The organism is Streptomyces sp. NPDC037301 (genome assembly GCF_055602785.1).
In genome coordinates this window covers 261,798-277,789 of record NZ_JBVJWD010000002.1, presented here as the reverse complement: position 1 = coordinate 277,789, position 15,992 = coordinate 261,798, and the positions used below count along the sequence as shown (strand labels likewise).

Here is a 15,992-nt window from a genome sequence, read left to right as displayed (position 1 = left end):
AAGCGTTCACATTCACAAGCAACAGTATGTAATACCAAGGAGAGGTAGCAGCCATGGACTGGCGTCACAACGCCGTTTGTCGTGAGGAAGACCCCGAGCTGTTCTTCCCCATCGGCAACACCGGTCCTGCGCTGCTGCAGATCGAGGAAGCCAAGGCCGTCTGCCGTCGCTGCCCCGTCATGGAGCAGTGCCTGCAGTGGGCGCTCGAGTCCGGCCAGGACTCCGGCGTCTGGGGTGGCCTCAGCGAGGACGAGCGCCGCGCGATGAAGCGCCGTGCCGCTCGCAACCGGGCGCGTAACGCCAGCGCCTGATCCGACGCCACCGCTACGAGCCTCAGCCAGGCGGCGCGTACAGAGCGTACGCACAACCCCGCCCCCCGAGTCGCAGCGCGCAGTACCCCCGAAGCGCATGCATGAACAGTGAGCCCGGACCGTGATCAACGGTCCGGGCTCACTGCTGTGTTCGTGCCTTGCCTGCAGCCGGGACTACTTCTCGGCGCGAACCGGGATGTCGAGGACGACCTGGGTGCCGCGGTCCGGGGCGGGGACCATGCCGAAGGTGCCGCTCAACTCGCCCTCCACCAGCGTCCTCACGATCTGCAGCCCCAGGTTGCCGGCGCGCTGCGGGTCGAATCCCTCGGGCAGTCCGCAGCCGTCGTCCTGGATCGTGATCAGCAGCCGCTTCCCGGCGGGGGAACCGCCGCGTACCGCCGACACCTCCACCGTGCCGGACTCGGCGAGGGTGAAGGCGTGCTCCAGGGCGTTCTGCAGAACCTCCGTGAGCACCATCGCCAGCGGTGTGGCCACTTCGGCGTCGAGAATGCCGAAGCGTCCCGCACGGCGACAGGTGACCTTGCCCGGCGAGATCTCGGCGACCATCGCGATGACCCGGTCGGCGATCTCGTCGAACTCCACCCGCTCGTCCAGATTCTGGGACAGCGTCTCATGAACGATGGCGATCGAACCGACGCGCCGTACCGCCTCGTTGAGCGCCTCGCGGCCCTGGGCGGAGTCCATCCTGCGGGCCTGGAGCCGCAACAGGGCAGCGACCGTCTGGAGGTTGTTCTTCACCCGGTGGTGGATCTCCCGGATGGTGGCATCCTTGGTGATCAACTCCCGCTCGCGGCGGCGCAGTTCGGTGACGTCCCGGAGGAGGACCAGGGAACCGATCCTGACCCCCTTGGGCTTGAGCGGGATCGCCCGGAGCTGGATCACCCCGCCCGCGCACTCGACCTCGAACTCACGGGGCGCGTATCCGCTGGCGAGTTTGACCAGGGCCTCGTCAACCGGGCCGCGGGAGGGGGCGAGTTCGGCGGTGATCCCACCCAGGTGGTGGCCGACCAGGTCGGAGGCGAGGCCGAGGCGGTGGTACGCGGAGAGACCGTTGGGACTGGCGTACTGGACGACTCCGTCGGCGTCGAGCCTGATCAGCCCGTCACCGACGCGCGGCGATGCGTCCATGTCGACCTGCTGGCCGGGGAACGGGAAGGACCCGGCGGCGATCATCTGGGCCAGATCGGAGGCCGACTGGAGGTAGGTGAGCTCCAGCCGGGACGGTGTACGGACGGTCAGGAGGTTGGTGTTGCGGGCGATGACTCCGAGGACCCGGCCCTCACGGCGTACGGGGATCGACTCGACCCGTACCGGCACCTCCTCGCGCCACTCCGGATCGCCCTCGCGCACGATCCGGCCCTCGTCCAGCGCCGCGTCGAGCAGTGGGCGGCGGCCGCGCGGCACCAAGTGGCCGACCATGTCGTCCTGGTAGGAGGTGGGGCCGGTGTTGGGCCGCATCTGGGCCACGGACACATAGCGGGTGCCGTCGCGGGTGGGAACCCACAGCACGAGGTCGGCGAAGGACAGATCGGAGAGCAGCTGCCACTCCGAGACCAGCAGATGCAGCCACTCCAGGTCGGTGTCACTGAGGGCTGTGTGCTGGCGGACGAGGTCGTTCATGGAGGGCACATGTGCGAGCGTACCCGCGGACGGGCAATGGTTCCGAACCGAACGACCCTGCCGTACGTGCAAGGGTAGGAGGCCCGGAAAATTGCGGCCTTCCGATGGATAGACAGGGGAGAATGGTCTAGTCCACAATGCTCAAGACAGAGCTTCCGCTCTCCCCGCACAGGAGAGTGGATCGAGGTACCCGCGCTCTCTGCCCTGACTGCGCAGGCACCTCTCCCCGGCCGGGGGCACCGCACACCGCCGGCCGAGCAGACCGCCCGGCGCCTGGGGGGTGGGAGAAGGAGCGGGGTTGGGTGCGTGCAGCTGCAAGGCGGAGGATTGAGCCAACGCGGAGCGTTGGTGATTGACGACAACGCCGCAGATGTGCGTGCCCAACCCCGCGACGCCGCCCCCCAGGTGGTGGTCGGTCTTAACTCCGGGCTGCGGTGCCGGACGGGCTGAGGGTCCCGTCCCGGCGCCGCGGCCCGCGGGTGTTCTACGGGCGTCGCCCGTGCCCCGCCCCGTGATCAGCGGGTCTCGGTGACCTTGGCCAGCGCACGCGGCGCGTCCGGGTCCTGACCGCGTGCGATCGTCACCTCGTATGCCAGCATCTGCAGCGGCAGGATCTCCAGGATCGGCTGGACCTCTTCGGCGACCCCCGCCGTCGGCAGCACGAAACCCGCGGACGCCGCACCCAGGTCGAGGATGCGCCGCAGCACTCCGGGCTGTTCGGCCATCTCGCCGGACATGATCCGGCCCGGCCGCTCGCTCTTCCCTGCCGAAATCGTGGCGGACATGTCGAGTGCCTCCCAGGGGTGTCCCGGTGTGTCAGGAACGCCGTTCGACCCAGTCGACCACGGCGAACCGGAGACTCGCCAGCGGGCCACGGCCGGGACGGGTACGGCCGTCGTGTCCGCGTTACCGGATTCTGCTAGATTGGATCCTGATTGGTCTATACCACATAATTCAACTCTTCAGATCGGCAGGCCCCGCGTGGAAGTTGTCATCGTCCCGGATGCCAAGGCAGGCGGCGAACTCATCGCGGAGGCCATCGGCGCCCTGCTGAGCCGCAAGCCCGACGCCCTTCTCGGCGTTGCCACCGGCTCTACCCCGCTGCCCATCTACCAGGCGCTGGCGGCCAAGGTCCGCTCCGGCGCCGTCGACGCCTCGCGCGCCCGCATCTGCCAGCTCGACGAGTACGTCGGGCTGCCCGCGGGCCACCCCGAGTCCTACCGCTCCGTGGTGCTGCGCGAGGTCGTCGAACCGCTCGGCCTGTCCGAGGCGTCCTTCATGGGCCCCGACGGCTCCGCCGAGGACGTCCTGGCCGCCTGCCAGGCATACGACAAGGCGCTCGCCGAGGCCGGCGGGGTGGACCTTCAGCTCCTCGGCATCGGCACCGACGGGCACATCGGCTTCAACGAACCGTGCTCCTCGCTCGCCTCCCGTACCCGGATCAAGACGCTCACCGAGCAGACCCGGGTCGACAACGCGCGCTTCTTCGACAACGACATCACGCAGGTGCCGCACCACGTGATCACCCAGGGCATCGGCACCATCCTGGAGTCCCGCCACCCGATCCTGCTCGCCACCGGGGAGGGCAAGGCGGACGCCGTGGCGCAGACGGTGGAGGGGCCGGTGGCCTCGATCGTGCCCGCGTCGGCGCTGCAGTTGCATCCGCATGCGACGGTGGTGGTGGACGAGGCTGCCGCGTCGAAGTTGAGGCTGGCGGACTACTTCCGCGCCACGTATGCGGCGAAGCCGCTGTGGCAGGGTCTTTAGACCGACCGGACGTGGGGAGAGGGCCCGGGACACCCGTGGTGGGTGTCCCGGCCCTCTCGTATGCCGTTACGCGTCCTGCGGACGTGCTTGTCCTCAATCGCCGGACGGGCTTGATTTGACCCTCGCGCCGTGGGGAGGCGTGTCCGGGTGGACGGGGTGTCCTCAAACGCCGGACCGGCTTGACTCGCCGGAGCGGCTTGAAGCGCCCGGTCGGCTTGGACCGGCCGTGCAGCAGGCAACGCCCGTCCGTCTGAAAGGGCGTTGGGCCGACCGGTGGTGGGGCAGGCGTGATGCGGCCCCTCGTGCTGCATCACGCCCTGCTTTCAGGCCTGGGGGCGGTCCGTACCCCTGGCGATGATCTCCGCGGCCGCGAGGCCGCAGACGCGGGCCGCGCCGTGGGTGGCGATGTGCAGGGAGCCCCTGGGGGCCGCCTGCGGGACGCCCATTTCGACCACGACTATGTCGGGGCGCTCCGCCACCAGGGCGTCGAGGGTCTCGGCCATCCAGGCATGGCGGTGGGCGTCGCGGACGACCACGACGATGCGCCGCTCCCCCGCGGCCCGCAGCACAGCGGCGACGGGTGCCTCGGTCTCGCTGCTGTACGTGTCGGTCTCCGTGCCCGGCAGCAGCCGGCCCAGCTCCGCGGCGACGCCCCACGGGGTCTCGTCGCCGACCGCGATGTTCGACGCGGAGGTGAACGCGGCAACGTAAGCGGGGTCGGTCAGCGGCTCGGCGGAGCCGGTCACCTTCACCGCGCGGCGGGCGGCGACCAGGCCGATGTCGGAACCGATCCCGGTGCCGGGCGCGGTCCCCCCCTGCGTCGTCGCGCCCGGCTGCGAACCGGCTCCCTCGGCCCCCCGCGTCCAGGACGCGAGGGCGCGTACCCGTGCCGCCGCGTCCGCGAGCCGCTCCTCGGCGAGTTCACCGCTGCGCACCGCCGCGACCAGCGCGTCGCGCAGCCGCTGCACCGTGCCGTCGTCCTCCAGGCCGCCACCGATGCACAGGGCGTCGGCCCCCGCGGCGATCGCGAGGACGGAGCCGCGCTCGATGCCGTACGTCCCGGCGATGGCCTGCATCTCCACGGCGTCGGTGACGATCAGGCCGTCGTACCCCAGCTCCTCGCGCAGCAGACCGGTGAGGATCTGCGGGCTCACCGTCGCGGGGCGGTCCGGGTCGAGGGCGGGCAGCAGAATGTGCGCGCTCATCACGCACTTGGAACCCGCGGCGATGGCCGCCCGGAAGGGCGTCAGTTCACGGGTGTGCAGCGTCTCCAGGTCCACGTCGATGCGCGGCATCGCGTGGTGCGAGTCGATCGCGGTGTCGCCGTGCCCGGGGAAGTGCTTGGTGCAGGCGGCGACTCCGGCGGTCTGGAGGCCCTCGATGTACGCGGCGGTGTGCCGGGCCACGAGCTCGGTCTCGGCGCCGAAGGACCGCACACCGATGATCGGGTTACCCGGGTTGGAGTTGACGTCCGCGGACGGCGCCCAGTTGAGGTTGACGCCGCACTCGGCGAGCCGTCGGCCCAGTTCCTGGGCGACCGCACGGGTCAGCGCCACGTCGTCGACGTGGCCGAGCGCGAGGTTGCCGGGGAAGGAGGAGCCGGTACGCACCTCGAGTCGGGTGACGTCACCGCCCTCCTCGTCGATCGCGACGAGGAGGTCGTCGCGCTCGGCCCTGAGCCGGGCGGTGAGCGAGGCAACCTGCTCGGGCGTCCGGATGTTGCGGCCGAACAGGGCGACGGAGGCGAGGCCTTCGTCGACCCGGCGCAGCACCCAGTCCGGGGCGGTGGTGCCGGTGAATCCGGGCTGCAGGACGGCGAGAGCGTCGCGGGTGATGGTGTCCGTGGTGGATATCAGCGTGGTCATGGAGCGGTGTTATCCCTTCACGGCGCCGTCGGTGAGGCCGCTGACGGCCTTGCGCTGCAGGAAGACGAAGAGGATGAGGATCGGGATGGCGAAGATCGAGGCCGCCGCCATGGTGGCACCCCAGTCGTCGCCGAACTGGCTCTGGAACTGGGAGAGCCACAGCGGAAGTGTCTTGGCCTCGGGGTCCTTGTTGAGGATCAGAACCAGCGGGAATTCGTTCCACGCCGTGATGAAGCCGAAGAGCGAGGTGGCCATCAGGCCGGGGGCGAGCAGCGGCAGGATCACCTTGATGAAGGCCTGCGGGCGGGTGCAGCCGTCGACCATGGCCGACTCCTCCAACTCCTTGGGCACCGCGGCAACATAGCCGCGCAGCGTCAGGATCGTGAAGGGAAGCACCATCACCATGTAGAAGAGCGTCAGCGGGACCAGGCTGTTGAGCATGTCGGCATCGCGGACCAGCATGTAGATCGCGATGACCATGACTTCCCAGGGGGCCATCTGCGCAATCATGAAGACCAGGATCATGCCCTTGCGGCCCTTGAACCGCATCCGGGCCAGCGCGAACGACGCGAAGAGCGCGATGATCAGCGAGAAGACCACGGCGAGCAGCGTGACGGTGAGCGAGTTCCTGACCAGGGTCAGGAAGTTCGGTGCGTGGTACGCCGTCTTGAAATGCTCGAACGTGACGTCGGTCGGGAACCAGACCGGCGTCTCGGTGATGATGTCGCCGGTCGGCTTGAACGCCGTACTGAACATCCAGTAGACGGGGAAGACCAGTGCGGCGAGGAGGACGATCGCCGTTGCGTTGGGCCAGATGCGGCCGAGCAGTGAGCGCTTCACAGCTCGTCCTCCTCTTGCTTGAGAACGATGCGGAGGTAGTACGAGGTCAGCCCCAGCATGATCAGAATGGTCAGCAGGGAGATCGCCGCGCCCATGCCGTAGTGCTGGTTGCCGACACCCTCGACGAAGGCGTAGATCGGCAGTGTCTCGGTGAGGCGGTTGGGGCCGCCCTCACTGATGGTGAAGATCTGCGGGAAGGCCTTGAAGACCCAGATGACCTCGAGGAAGGTCGTGGCGTAGAGGAAGGGCCGCAGGAACGGGAACGTCACCGATGTGAAGCTCTTCCAGACGCCGGCGCCGTCGAGTGACGCGGCTTCGTACAGTTCCTTGGCGATGGTGGTGGTCGCCGCGTACAGGTTGATCGCCACGAACGGGATCGACTGCCAGACGATCATCAGGGTGACCACGAAGAAGGTGGAGAACTGCGAGCCGGTCCAGTTGAAGTCGGCCATCGAGTGCCAGCCGAGCTTGTCCAGCGTGTAGTTGATGACGCCGAAGCGCGAGGCGAACAGCCACTGGAACACGGTGGACGCGGCCACGACCGGCATCGCCCAGGCGAGCACCAGACCGACCATCAGGGTGAGGCGCATCTTCTTGCCGAGACGGGCGAGCAGCAGTCCGACCAGCGTGCCGATGATCATGATCAGAACGACGTTGACGCCGGTGAACACGATCGTGCGGAGCGTGACTTTCCAGAAGTCCTCACCGGTGAGGATCTCCTGGTAGTTCTTGAAGCCGTTCCACTCGGTGACGTGCTGGATCAGCTGTCCCATATTGAGGTTCTGGAACGACAGCATGGCGTTCTTGACCAAGGGATACCCGAGGAAGATCGCCGTCACCGCAAGCGCGGGGACCATCAACAGGTACGGCGCTGTGCCGATACCCGCCTTCCGCTTGCTTCCCCCGTGCTGCCCGACGGGTGTTTTCCCGTCCTGCCCGCGGACTGCGACCGTCTTGGCCACATCCGAGGGGTCGGTTTGCACTGCCATGCTCGCCATCTCTTCCAACAAAGCCCTACACGGAACGGTGCGTACAACCGGGGCGGCGGGTCGAGAACCGCCGCCCCGGCGCGGGACGCGCTACTGCGATTACTGCTGCTGGCTGAGGCGCTTGTTGAGCTCGCCCTCGACCTGCTTGGCGGCGTCGGCGGGCGACTTGCCCTGCAGGACCAGCGTCATGTAGGTCTTGATCGGGTTCGGCGGGTTCTCGACCGGCGCCCACTCAGGGATCAGCGGGGTGGTGCCACCGGACTTGGCGGCGGCCGGGCCGGCCGCCTCGGCGGCGGGCTGGCCGACGGTGTACTGCTGCATGGCGTCGTTCTTCGGAGACCAGCCGGCCTCCTTGATGAGCGCGCCGTCGTTCTTCTCGGAGAGCGCGATCTTCAGGAACTCCTTGGCCAGCTCCTGCTTCTTGCTGCCCGCGGCAACGGCGAGGTTGGAGCCACCGAGGAAGACCCCCTCGGGCTTGTCCGCCGTCTCACCGGGGATGGTGAAGAAGCCGATGTCGTCCTTGAGCTTCGGGTTGGCCTTGATGGCGGTGCCGGCCTCGTAGCCCATGGCGATGATGGCGCCGGTCTTGCCCTTGGCGAAGACCTCGGCCTGCTGCGGAGTGGCCTCGTCCTTGTCCTTGGGAGCCTTGGAGTAGGACTGGTACTGCCTGTACACGTCCATGGCCTGGCCGACCTTCGGGTCGGCCAGGTTGGAGACGTACTTGTCGCCCTCCTTCTTGACCGGCGAGACGTCCTTGCCGACGAGCAGACCGTCGAAGAAGTACCAGTTCTGGCCGGGCAGGTAGATGGGCTCGGCGTCGCCCTTCGCCTTGATGGCGTCGAACGCCTTGAAGAGGTCGGCACGGGTCTTCGGCGTCTCGGTGATACCGGCGTCCTTGAAGACCTTCTTGTTGTACATGACGACGCGGTTGCCCACGTACCACGGCAGGGCGTACTGCTTGCCGTCGTATATGGAGGGCTGGTTGACGCCGTCGGCCCAGGCGGAGCCGATCTCCTTCTTCAGGTCACCGAGGTCGGCGAGGCCACCGGTCTTGGCGTACGCCGGGGTCTGGGTGTTGCCGATCTCCAGGACGTCCGGCGGGTTGGACTCGGAGAGGGCCGTGGTGACCTTCTGCTGAATACCGTTCCAGTCCTGGACTTCGATCTCCAGCTTGGCCTTGGTCTTCTTCTCGAACTCATCGGTGACCGTCTTGGTCCACCCGGGCGGGTTCGATCCTGACATCGTCCAGACGGTGAGCGTCTCGCCCTTGTAGCTGTCCGGGCCGGTCTTCTTACCGCTGTTGCTGTCGCCGTCGTCGGACCCACACGCCGCGAGGCCGATCATCATGCCCGCGACGCCGACCGCCGCGATGAGCTTGCGCTTCACGCCAAACCCTCCTCAGGGAAACTGCAACCCCGCCCACCGCGAAGACATTCGACGAGTACTGCTGGGGCTGGACCTGGTCTTTAATGGTTTAGACCAGCACCGGGAGCTTGGCCTAGACCTTTAGGGGTGTCAAGGGTGTATAAGAAGTGCACTCGCGTCCGTTACAGGACCGACACCTGAGGGAGGGCGACGAGCCGTGCCCGGACCGTGCCACCATGTGAGCCGCGACAGACGGAGGAGCCGGTGACGGCAGCAACGCAGCAGTCGGGAAGGCGGACCATGGGTGCCGACGGGGGCAGTACGGAGAACGAGACGGGCGCGGCCACACGGACGGCGCGCGTCCCGAAGTACTACCGGCTGAAGCGACATCTCCTCGACATGACGGACACCATGCCGCCGGGCACTCCCGTGCCGCCGGAGCGGACCCTGGCCGCCGAGTTCGACACCTCGCGCACGACCGTGCGCCAGGCGCTCCAGGAGCTGGTCGTCGAGGGCCGGCTGGAGCGCATCCAGGGCAAGGGCACCTTCGTCGCCAAGCCGAAGGTCTCACAGGCCCTGCAGCTCACCTCGTACACCGAGGACATGCGCGCCCAGGGACTCGAACCGACGTCCCAGTTGCTGGACATCGGCTATGTCACGGCTGACGACACGCTCGCCGGGCTGCTCGACATCACGACCGGTGGGCGAGTGCTGCGGATCGAGCGGCTGCGGCTCGCCAGCGGGGAGCCGATGGCGATCGAGACCACGCACCTTTCGGCCAAACGCTTTCCGGCACTGCGCCGTTCGCTGGTGAAGTACACCTCGCTCTACACCGCTTTGGCGGAGGTGTACGACGTCCGGCTGGCCGAGGCCGAGGAGACCATCGAGACCTCGCTCGCCACCCCGCGCGAGGCCGGACTGCTCGGTACGGATGTGGGCCTGCCGATGCTGATGCTGTCCCGGCACTCGCTCGACGGGCAGGGCGAGCCGGTGGAGTGGGTGCGCTCGGTCTACCGGGGCGACCGGTACAAGTTCGTGGCGCGCCTGAAGCGGCCGACGGACTGAGGTCCAGGTGCGTCGACCGGCTGATTCCGGCCATGCACCCCTGGGCGCAACCGTCGCGGCCCCCGTGGAATCCACACTCAGCGGGGGCCGTTGGCACACCTTGGCACAGACCATGCGTCGTACGTTTGACAACATTCCGAACATTCGCGCCCGCACACGGGACCGTTGCCGGACCGCAATGCGGACAGGGGGTGACGGTGACCGGAAGCCTCCCCTAGATTTCCTGCGCATTACACCAGGTGATCAGCGAGGGGACGGAGTCGCCACATGCCAGCAGACCCAGAAGGAAAACCGCCCACCGTCACACCCGTGCGGGTGGTCATCGCCCTCTGTCTCATCGCGCCGTTCGTGGCGATGCTCTGGGTGAGTTCGTACGCGAAGGTGGACCCCACCTTCATCGGTATCCCGTTCTTCTACTGGTACCAGATGCTCTGGGTGCTGATCTCCACCGCACTCACGGTGATCGCGTACAAGCTGTGGCAGCGTGACCAGCGCGCCCGCAAGGGGGGTGCGTCGGCATGAAGGACGGCGTGAACGGCGTCGCGCTCGGCGTCTTCATCTTCTTCTTCCTGGCCGTCACGGTCATGGGCTTCCTGGCGGCGCGCTGGCGGAAGGCCGAGAACGACGCCAGCCTCGACGAATGGGGCCTGGGCGGACGTTCGTTCGGAACCTGGGTCACCTGGTTCCTGCTCGGCGGCGACCTGTACACCGCGTACACCTTCGTCGCCGTTCCCGCGGCGATCTACGCGGCGGGCGCGGCAGGCTTCTTCGCCGTGCCGTACACGATCCTCGTGTACCCGCTGATCTTCACCTTCCTGCCGCGGCTGTGGTCGGTCTCGCACAAGCACGGGTACGTGACGACCTCGGACTTCGTCCGCGGGCGCTTCGGCTCGAAGGGGCTCTCGCTGGCGGTCGCCGTCACGGGCATCCTCGCCACGATGCCGTACATCGCGCTCCAGCTCGTCGGCATCCAGGCCGTGCTGGACGTGATGGGCGTGGGCGGTGGAGAGAACACCCACTGGTTCGTCAAGGACCTGCCGCTGCTGATCGCGTTCGCGGTGCTCGCCGCGTACACCTACTCGTCCGGTCTGCGCGCGCCGGCGCTGATCGCGTTCGTCAAGGACGGACTGATCTACCTGGTCATCGCGGTGGCGATCATCTACATCCCGATCAAGCTCGGCGGCTTCGACGACATCTTCGCCAAGGCGGGCGATGCGTTCTCCCAGACCAACCCGGCAACCGGCAAGCCGCGCGGCGCGCTCGCGCCGGGTGAAGCGGGCCAATGGGGTTACGCCACACTGGCGCTGGGCTCGGCGCTGGCGCTCTTCATGTATCCGCACTCGATCACGGCGACGCTCTCCAGCCGCAGCCGCAATGTGATCCGGCGCAACACCACGATCCTGCCGCTGTACTCGCTGATGCTGGGCCTGCTGGCGCTGCTCGGCTTCATGGCGATCGCCGCCGGGATCAAGGTGGACAACGGGCAGTTGGCCATCCCCCAGCTGTTCGAGAACATGTTCCCCGACTGGTTCGCAGGGGTCGCGTTCGCCGCCATCGGCATCGGTGCTCTGGTGCCCGCCGCGATCATGTCGATCGCCGCGGCGAACCTCTTCACCCGCAACATCTACAAGGACTTCCTGAAGCCGGACGCGACCCCGGAACAGGAGACCAAGGTCTCCAAGCTGGTGTCGCTGCTGGTGAAGGTCGGCGCGCTCGCCTTCGTCCTCACCATGGACAAGACGGTCGCGATCAACTTCCAGCTGCTCGGCGGGATCTGGATCCTCCAGACGATGCCGGCCCTGGTCGGCGGTCTGTTCACCCGCTGGTTCCACCGCTGGGCACTGCTCGCGGGCTGGGCGGTCGGCATGGTGTACGGGACGGTGGCCGCGTACGGGGTCGCCAGCCCGACCCAGGCACACTTCGGCGGGTCGTCCAAGGAGATCCCGGGCATCGGCGAGATCGGCTACATCGGCCTGACCGCGTTCGTGCTGAACGTGGTGGTGACGGTGGTGCTCACCTTCGTCCTGAACGCCGTGAAGGCACCCGCCGGGATCGACGAGACCTCCCCGGCCGACTACACGGCCGACGCGGGCGACCCGGGCGTCCGGGCGGAGCTCCCGCCGGCCACGGCGGGAGCCCCGGGCGGCGGCCACTGACGACCGCTCCCACGGCCGGATGACGGCCCGTCGCGCCCCCTTCAGCGGGGCGTGGCGGGCCGTCCGTCTGCTCCGACAGGGGATCGCACGGCTTGTCCCGTCGACTCGACTTCTGTTGCGCGACACAACATGTGGGGGCCGTCCCATCCAGCGGCCCCCACATGTATGCTCGTGCTCGCTGTCGTCGCAGGGAAATCCGGTGCGAATCCGGAACTGTCCCGCAACGGTGTATTCAGTGTGCTTTTGCGCACCTTCAAGTAAGTCCGAGGACCTGCCGACAGCGCATCCGGCTCGACCGAACCGGATGCCAGACGTCCGGGCCTCGCGGATGGGCCGGTGGACGCCGTAATGAGTGCTGCCCCGACGCGGGCCCGCCTCTGCCCGGCTGCCCCGCTCCCCGCCGGCCCCGAGCCGAGCGAGGGAGAGCACCACGTGACCATCGCGCCAGCCGATCCGGCTTCAGTCGCTGTGTCCGAAGCGGCCGAGTCCGAGGGAACCGCACACGACGGACCGGGGACCGCACTGCTGCGGACCCTGACCGACCTCACCGTCGATCTGCCCGACACCGACCCCGGTCGCGTCGCCGCCGCCGCGCTGCGCGGCCGTAGCGCCCGGTCGGACGAGGCGGAGTTGCGCTCGCTGGCAACGGAGGCCGCCGCGGGGCTGATCTCCGAGGACCCCGCCTACTCCCGGCTCGCGGCCAGGCTGCTGACCCGCACCATCGCGGACGAGGCGGCGAGCCAGGGCGCGGTCTCCTTCTCCGCCGCGGTCGCCGTCGGGCACCGCGAGGGCCTGATCGCGGACCGTACCGCCGGGTTCGTCGCGCTGCACGCGGCCGCACTCGACGCGCTGGTGGAGCGTTCGCTCGCCGACGGCGCCGACGACCGCTTCGGTTACTTCGGGCTGCGGACCCTGCACAGCCGCTATCTGCTGCGTCACCCGCACACCCGCCAGGTCATCGAGACGCCGCAGCACTTCATGCTGCGCGTCGCGGCCGGACTCGCCGAGGACGACTCGAAGCGCGCCCTGGACGAAGTCGCGGCACTGTACGGGCTGATGAGCCGGCTCGACTACCTGCCGTCCTCGCCGACCCTGTTCAACTCCGGCACCCGGCATCCGCAGATGTCCTCCTGCTATCTGCTGGACTCCCCGCTCGACGAGCTCGACTCGATCTATGACCGCTACCACCAGGTGGCGCGGCTCTCCAAGCACGCGGGCGGAATCGGTCTCTCGTACTCCCGCATCCGCGCCCGCGGTTCACTGATCCGCGGCACCAACGGGCACTCCAACGGCATCGTGCCGTTCCTGAAGACGCTCGACGCCTCCGTCGCCGCGGTCAACCAGGGTGGCCGCCGCAAGGGCGCCGCCGCCGTCTACCTGGAGACCTGGCACGCGGACATCGAGGAGTTCCTGGAGCTGCGCGACAACACGGGTGAGGACCAGCGGCGTACGCACAACCTCAACCTGGCGCACTGGATCCCGGACGAGTTCATGCGCCGGGTCGACGCGGACGGCGACTGGTCACTGTTCTCGCCCGCCGATGTGCCCGAGCTGGTCGACCTGTGGGGCGACGAGTTCGACGCCGCGTACCGGGCAGCCGAGGCCAAGGGGCTGGCCCGCAAGTCGATGCCGGCCCGTGAGCTGTACGGCCGGATGATGCGTACCCTCGCGCAGACCGGCCAGGGCTGGATGACGTTCAAGGACGCCTCCAACCGGACCGCGAACCAGACCGCCGAGCCGGGCCGCGTCGTCCACTCGTCGAATCTGTGCACCGAGATCCTCGAAGTCACCGATGACGGCGAGACGGCCGTCTGCAACCTGGGTTCGGTCAACCTCGGTGCGTTCGTCGCCGACGGTGGCATCGACTGGGAGCGGCTGGACGCGACCGTCCGCACCGCCGTGACCTTCCTCGACCGGGTCGTCGACATCAACTTCTACCCGACCGAGCAGGCCGGCCGGTCCAATGCGAAGTGGCGCCCCGTCGGCCTGGGTGCGATGGGTCTGCAGGACGTCTTCTTCCAGCTGCGGCTGCCGTTCGACTCCCCCGAGGCCCGCGCGCTCTCCACGAAGATCTCCGAGCGGATCATGCTCGCGGCGTACGAGGCCTCCTGCGAGCTCGCCGAGCGCTCCGGCCCGCTGCCCGCGTGGTCGCAGACGCGTGCCGCGCGCGGTGTGCTGCACCCCGACCACTACGACACCGAGCTGAACTGGCCGGAGCGCTGGGACGCGCTGCGCGCCCGGGTCGCGAAGACCGGGATGCGCAACTCGCTGCTGCTCGCCATCGCGCCGACGGCGACGATCGCCTCGATCGCAGGTGTGTATGAGTGCATCGAGCCGCAGGTCTCCAACCTCTTCAAGCGCGAGACGCTCAGCGGTGAGTTCCTCCAGGTCAACGCATATCTGGTAGATGAGCTGAAGCAGCTCGGCGTGTGGGACGCGCGGACCCGTGAGGCACTGCGCGAGGCGAGCGGTTCCGTGCAGGGCTTCGCCTGGATCCCGGAGGATGTGCGGGCGCTGTACCGCACGGCGTGGGAGATCCCGCAGCGCGGTCTGATCGACATGGCAGCGGCCCGTACGCCGTTCCTCGACCAGAGCCAGTCGCTGAACCTGTTCATGGAGACGCCGACGATCGGCAAGCTCTCCTCAATGTACGCGTACGCCTGGAAGCAGGGGCTGAAGACGACGTACTACCTGCGCTCGCGCCCGGCGACCCGGATCGCCCGCGCGGCATCCGGCCAGGCCGCGGCCGCCGCCCCTATTCCCGTACAGCAGACATCGGGCCCCGACGCGGACGCGATCGCCTGCTCCCTCGAAAACCCCGAGTCCTGCGAGGCCTGTCAGTAATGAGCTCAACCGAGAAGAACCTGCTCGACCCCGGCTTCGAGCTGACTCTGCGCCCCATGCGCTACCCGGACTTCTACGAGCGCTACCGCGACGCCATCAAGAACACGTGGACGGTCGAGGAGGTCGATCTCCACTCCGACGTGGCCGATCTCGCCAAGCTGTCGCCCGGCGAGCAGCACATGATCGGCCGGCTCGTCGCGTTCTTCGCGACCGGAGACTCGATCGTCTCGAACAACCTCGTGCTGACGCTGTACAAGCACATCAACTCCCCCGAGGCGCGGCTGTATCTGTCGCGGCAGCTCTTCGAGGAGGCCGTGCACGTCCAGTTCTATCTGACGCTGCTCGACACGTATCTGCCCGATCCGGACGACCGTGCCGCCGCGTTCGACGCGGTCGAGGAGATTCCGTCGATCCGTGAGAAGGCGCAGTTCTGCTTCAAGTGGATGGATTCGGTCGAGAAGATCGAGCGGCTGGAGACGAAGGCCGACCGCCGTCGCTTCCTGCTGAACCTGATCTGCTTCGCGGCGTGCATCGAGGGGCTGTTCTTCTACGGCGCGTTCGCGTACGTCTACTGGTTCCGCTCGCGGGGTCTGCTGCACGGGCTCGCCACGGGCACCAACTGGGTGTTCCGTGACGAGACGATGCACATGAACTTCGCGTTCGAGGTCGTGGACACCGTTCGCAAGGAGGAGCCGGACCTCTTCGACGACGAACTCCAGCAGCAGGTCACCGACATGCTGAAGGAGGCTGTCGACGCGGAGCTGCAGTTCGGCCGGGATCTGTGCGGCGACGGGCTGCCGGGCATGAACACCGAGTCCATGCGCCAGTACCTGGAATGTGTGGCCGACCAGCGGCTCACCCGGCTGGGCTTCCCGGCCGTCTACGGCTCCGAGAACCCGTTCTCGTTCATGGAGCTGCAGGGTGTGCAGGAACTGACGAACTTCTTCGAACGTCGGCCGTCCGCCTACCAGGTGGCGGTGGAGGGCTCGGTCGCCTTCGACGACGACTTCTAGATCCTGGCCCAGCTTCTGAGGTAGGGGCGGGGGGGGGGGGGGGGGGGGGGGGGGGGGGGGGGGGGGGGGGGGGGGGGGGGGTTTGTGCTCTTCTCCTCTTCCCCCTCTCCCTCTGGTCGGGTGGGTGGGCCGGATG

Annotated in this window: 12 protein-coding genes, 1 pseudogene and 1 riboswitch; of the genes and pseudogenes, 7 read left to right on the top strand and 6 right to left on the bottom strand. The window is 68.1% G+C overall.

What is annotated here, in order from left to right; genetic code table 11:
* The first annotated feature begins 53 nt into the window (after window positions 1-53).
* A complete protein-coding gene (locus ACZ7IB_RS04570) occupies window positions 54-311 on the top strand; it encodes a WhiB family transcriptional regulator (protein ID WP_003953983.1) in 258 nt (85 codons plus the stop codon).
* Window positions 312-485: 174 nt separating this feature from the next.
* Here ACZ7IB_RS04570 and ACZ7IB_RS04565 read toward each other — a convergent pair whose 3' ends face one another.
* Together ACZ7IB_RS04565 and ACZ7IB_RS04560 are read right to left on the bottom strand one after the other, a co-directional pair.
* Window positions 486-1,952, bottom strand: a complete 1,467-nt coding sequence (locus ACZ7IB_RS04565) for a histidine kinase N-terminal domain-containing protein (RefSeq protein WP_470909516.1) — start codon at window positions 1,950-1,952, stop codon at window positions 486-488.
* A gap of 515 nt (window positions 1,953-2,467) precedes the next feature.
* A pseudogene (locus tag ACZ7IB_RS04560) lies at window positions 2,468-2,632 on the bottom strand (SIS domain-containing protein); the annotation flags it as partial.
* Between the two features lie 301 nt (window positions 2,633-2,933).
* On the opposite strand from ACZ7IB_RS04560, the gene nagB reads away from it, so the two are divergent.
* Window positions 2,934-3,719, top strand: coding sequence for a glucosamine-6-phosphate deaminase (gene nagB, locus ACZ7IB_RS04555; protein WP_470909121.1), 786 nt, complete (start codon window positions 2,934-2,936; stop codon window positions 3,717-3,719).
* Window positions 3,720-4,042: 323 nt separating this feature from the next.
* Here nagB and ACZ7IB_RS04550 read toward each other — a convergent pair whose 3' ends face one another.
* From ACZ7IB_RS04550 to ACZ7IB_RS04535, 4 genes are all read right to left on the bottom strand, one after another.
* A complete protein-coding gene (locus ACZ7IB_RS04550; protein ID WP_470909120.1) occupies window positions 4,043-5,584 on the bottom strand; it encodes a glycoside hydrolase family 3 protein in 1,542 nt (513 codons plus the stop codon).
* A 9-nt stretch (window positions 5,585-5,593) separates the two neighbouring features.
* Window positions 5,594-6,424 carry a carbohydrate ABC transporter permease gene (locus ACZ7IB_RS04545; RefSeq protein WP_470909118.1) on the bottom strand — a complete coding sequence of 277 codons (831 nt, stop codon included), beginning with the start codon at window positions 6,422-6,424 and terminating at the stop codon, window positions 5,594-5,596.
* Complete coding sequence (locus tag ACZ7IB_RS04540; RefSeq protein WP_470909116.1) at window positions 6,421-7,413, bottom strand: carbohydrate ABC transporter permease; 993 nt, start codon at window positions 7,411-7,413, stop codon at window positions 6,421-6,423. Before ACZ7IB_RS04540 ends, ACZ7IB_RS04545 begins: the two co-directional genes overlap by 4 nt.
* 99 nt (window positions 7,414-7,512) lie before the next feature.
* Window positions 7,513-8,799, bottom strand: coding sequence for an extracellular solute-binding protein (locus ACZ7IB_RS04535; RefSeq protein ID WP_470909114.1), 1,287 nt, complete (start codon window positions 8,797-8,799; stop codon window positions 7,513-7,515).
* A gap of 279 nt (window positions 8,800-9,078) precedes the next feature.
* On the opposite strand from ACZ7IB_RS04535, the gene ACZ7IB_RS04530 reads away from it, so the two are divergent.
* From ACZ7IB_RS04530 to ACZ7IB_RS04510, 5 genes are all read left to right on the top strand, one after another.
* A complete protein-coding gene (locus ACZ7IB_RS04530) occupies window positions 9,079-9,843 on the top strand; it encodes a GntR family transcriptional regulator (protein WP_072483818.1) in 765 nt (254 codons plus the stop codon).
* 267 nt (window positions 9,844-10,110) lie between these two features.
* Entirely contained in the window at window positions 10,111-10,365 is a 255-nt protein-coding gene (locus ACZ7IB_RS04525; RefSeq protein ID WP_114246558.1) for a DUF3311 domain-containing protein, read from the top strand.
* Entirely contained in the window at window positions 10,362-11,999 is a 1,638-nt protein-coding gene (gene mctP / locus ACZ7IB_RS04520; protein ID WP_470909112.1) for a monocarboxylate uptake permease MctP, read from the top strand. Before ACZ7IB_RS04525 ends, mctP begins: the two co-directional genes overlap by 4 nt.
* A 178-nt stretch (window positions 12,000-12,177) precedes the next feature.
* A riboswitch (adenosylcobalamin-variant (AdoCbl-variant) riboswitch) is annotated at window positions 12,178-12,280 on the top strand.
* Window positions 12,281-12,431: 151 nt separating this feature from the next.
* The gene (locus ACZ7IB_RS04515) at window positions 12,432-14,843 is read left to right on the top strand and encodes a ribonucleoside-diphosphate reductase subunit alpha (protein WP_470909111.1); all 2,412 of its coding nucleotides are present in this window, start codon (window positions 12,432-12,434) and stop codon (window positions 14,841-14,843) included.
* Entirely contained in the window at window positions 14,843-15,856 is a 1,014-nt protein-coding gene (locus ACZ7IB_RS04510; protein WP_470909110.1) for a ribonucleotide-diphosphate reductase subunit beta, read from the top strand. The genes ACZ7IB_RS04515 and ACZ7IB_RS04510 overlap by 1 nt, the downstream gene beginning before the upstream one ends.
* The last annotated feature ends 136 nt before the right edge of the window (window positions 15,857-15,992 follow it).

What these genes read in the sequence shown, in the direction of transcription:
- ACZ7IB_RS04570 (WP_003953983.1), top strand. Translation starts at nt 54, where the DNA reads ATGGACTGGCGTCACAACGCCGTTTGTCGTGAGGAAGACCCCGAGCTG.
- ACZ7IB_RS04565 (WP_470909516.1), bottom strand. Translation starts at nt 1,952, where the DNA reads ATGAACGACCTCGTCCGCCAGCACACAGCCCTCAGTGACACCGACCTG.
- ACZ7IB_RS04550 (WP_470909120.1), bottom strand. Translation starts at nt 5,584, where the DNA reads ATGACCACGCTGATATCCACCACGGACACCATCACCCGCGACGCTCTC.
- ACZ7IB_RS04540 (WP_470909116.1), bottom strand. Translation starts at nt 7,413, where the DNA reads ATGGCAGTGCAAACCGACCCCTCGGATGTGGCCAAGACGGTCGCAGTC.
- ACZ7IB_RS04530 (WP_072483818.1), top strand. Translation starts at nt 9,079, where the DNA reads ATGGGTGCCGACGGGGGCAGTACGGAGAACGAGACGGGCGCGGCCACA.
- ACZ7IB_RS04525 (WP_114246558.1), top strand. Translation starts at nt 10,111, where the DNA reads ATGCCAGCAGACCCAGAAGGAAAACCGCCCACCGTCACACCCGTGCGG.
- mctP (WP_470909112.1), top strand. Translation starts at nt 10,362, where the DNA reads ATGAAGGACGGCGTGAACGGCGTCGCGCTCGGCGTCTTCATCTTCTTC.
- ACZ7IB_RS04510 (WP_470909110.1), top strand. Translation starts at nt 14,843, where the DNA reads ATGAGCTCAACCGAGAAGAACCTGCTCGACCCCGGCTTCGAGCTGACT.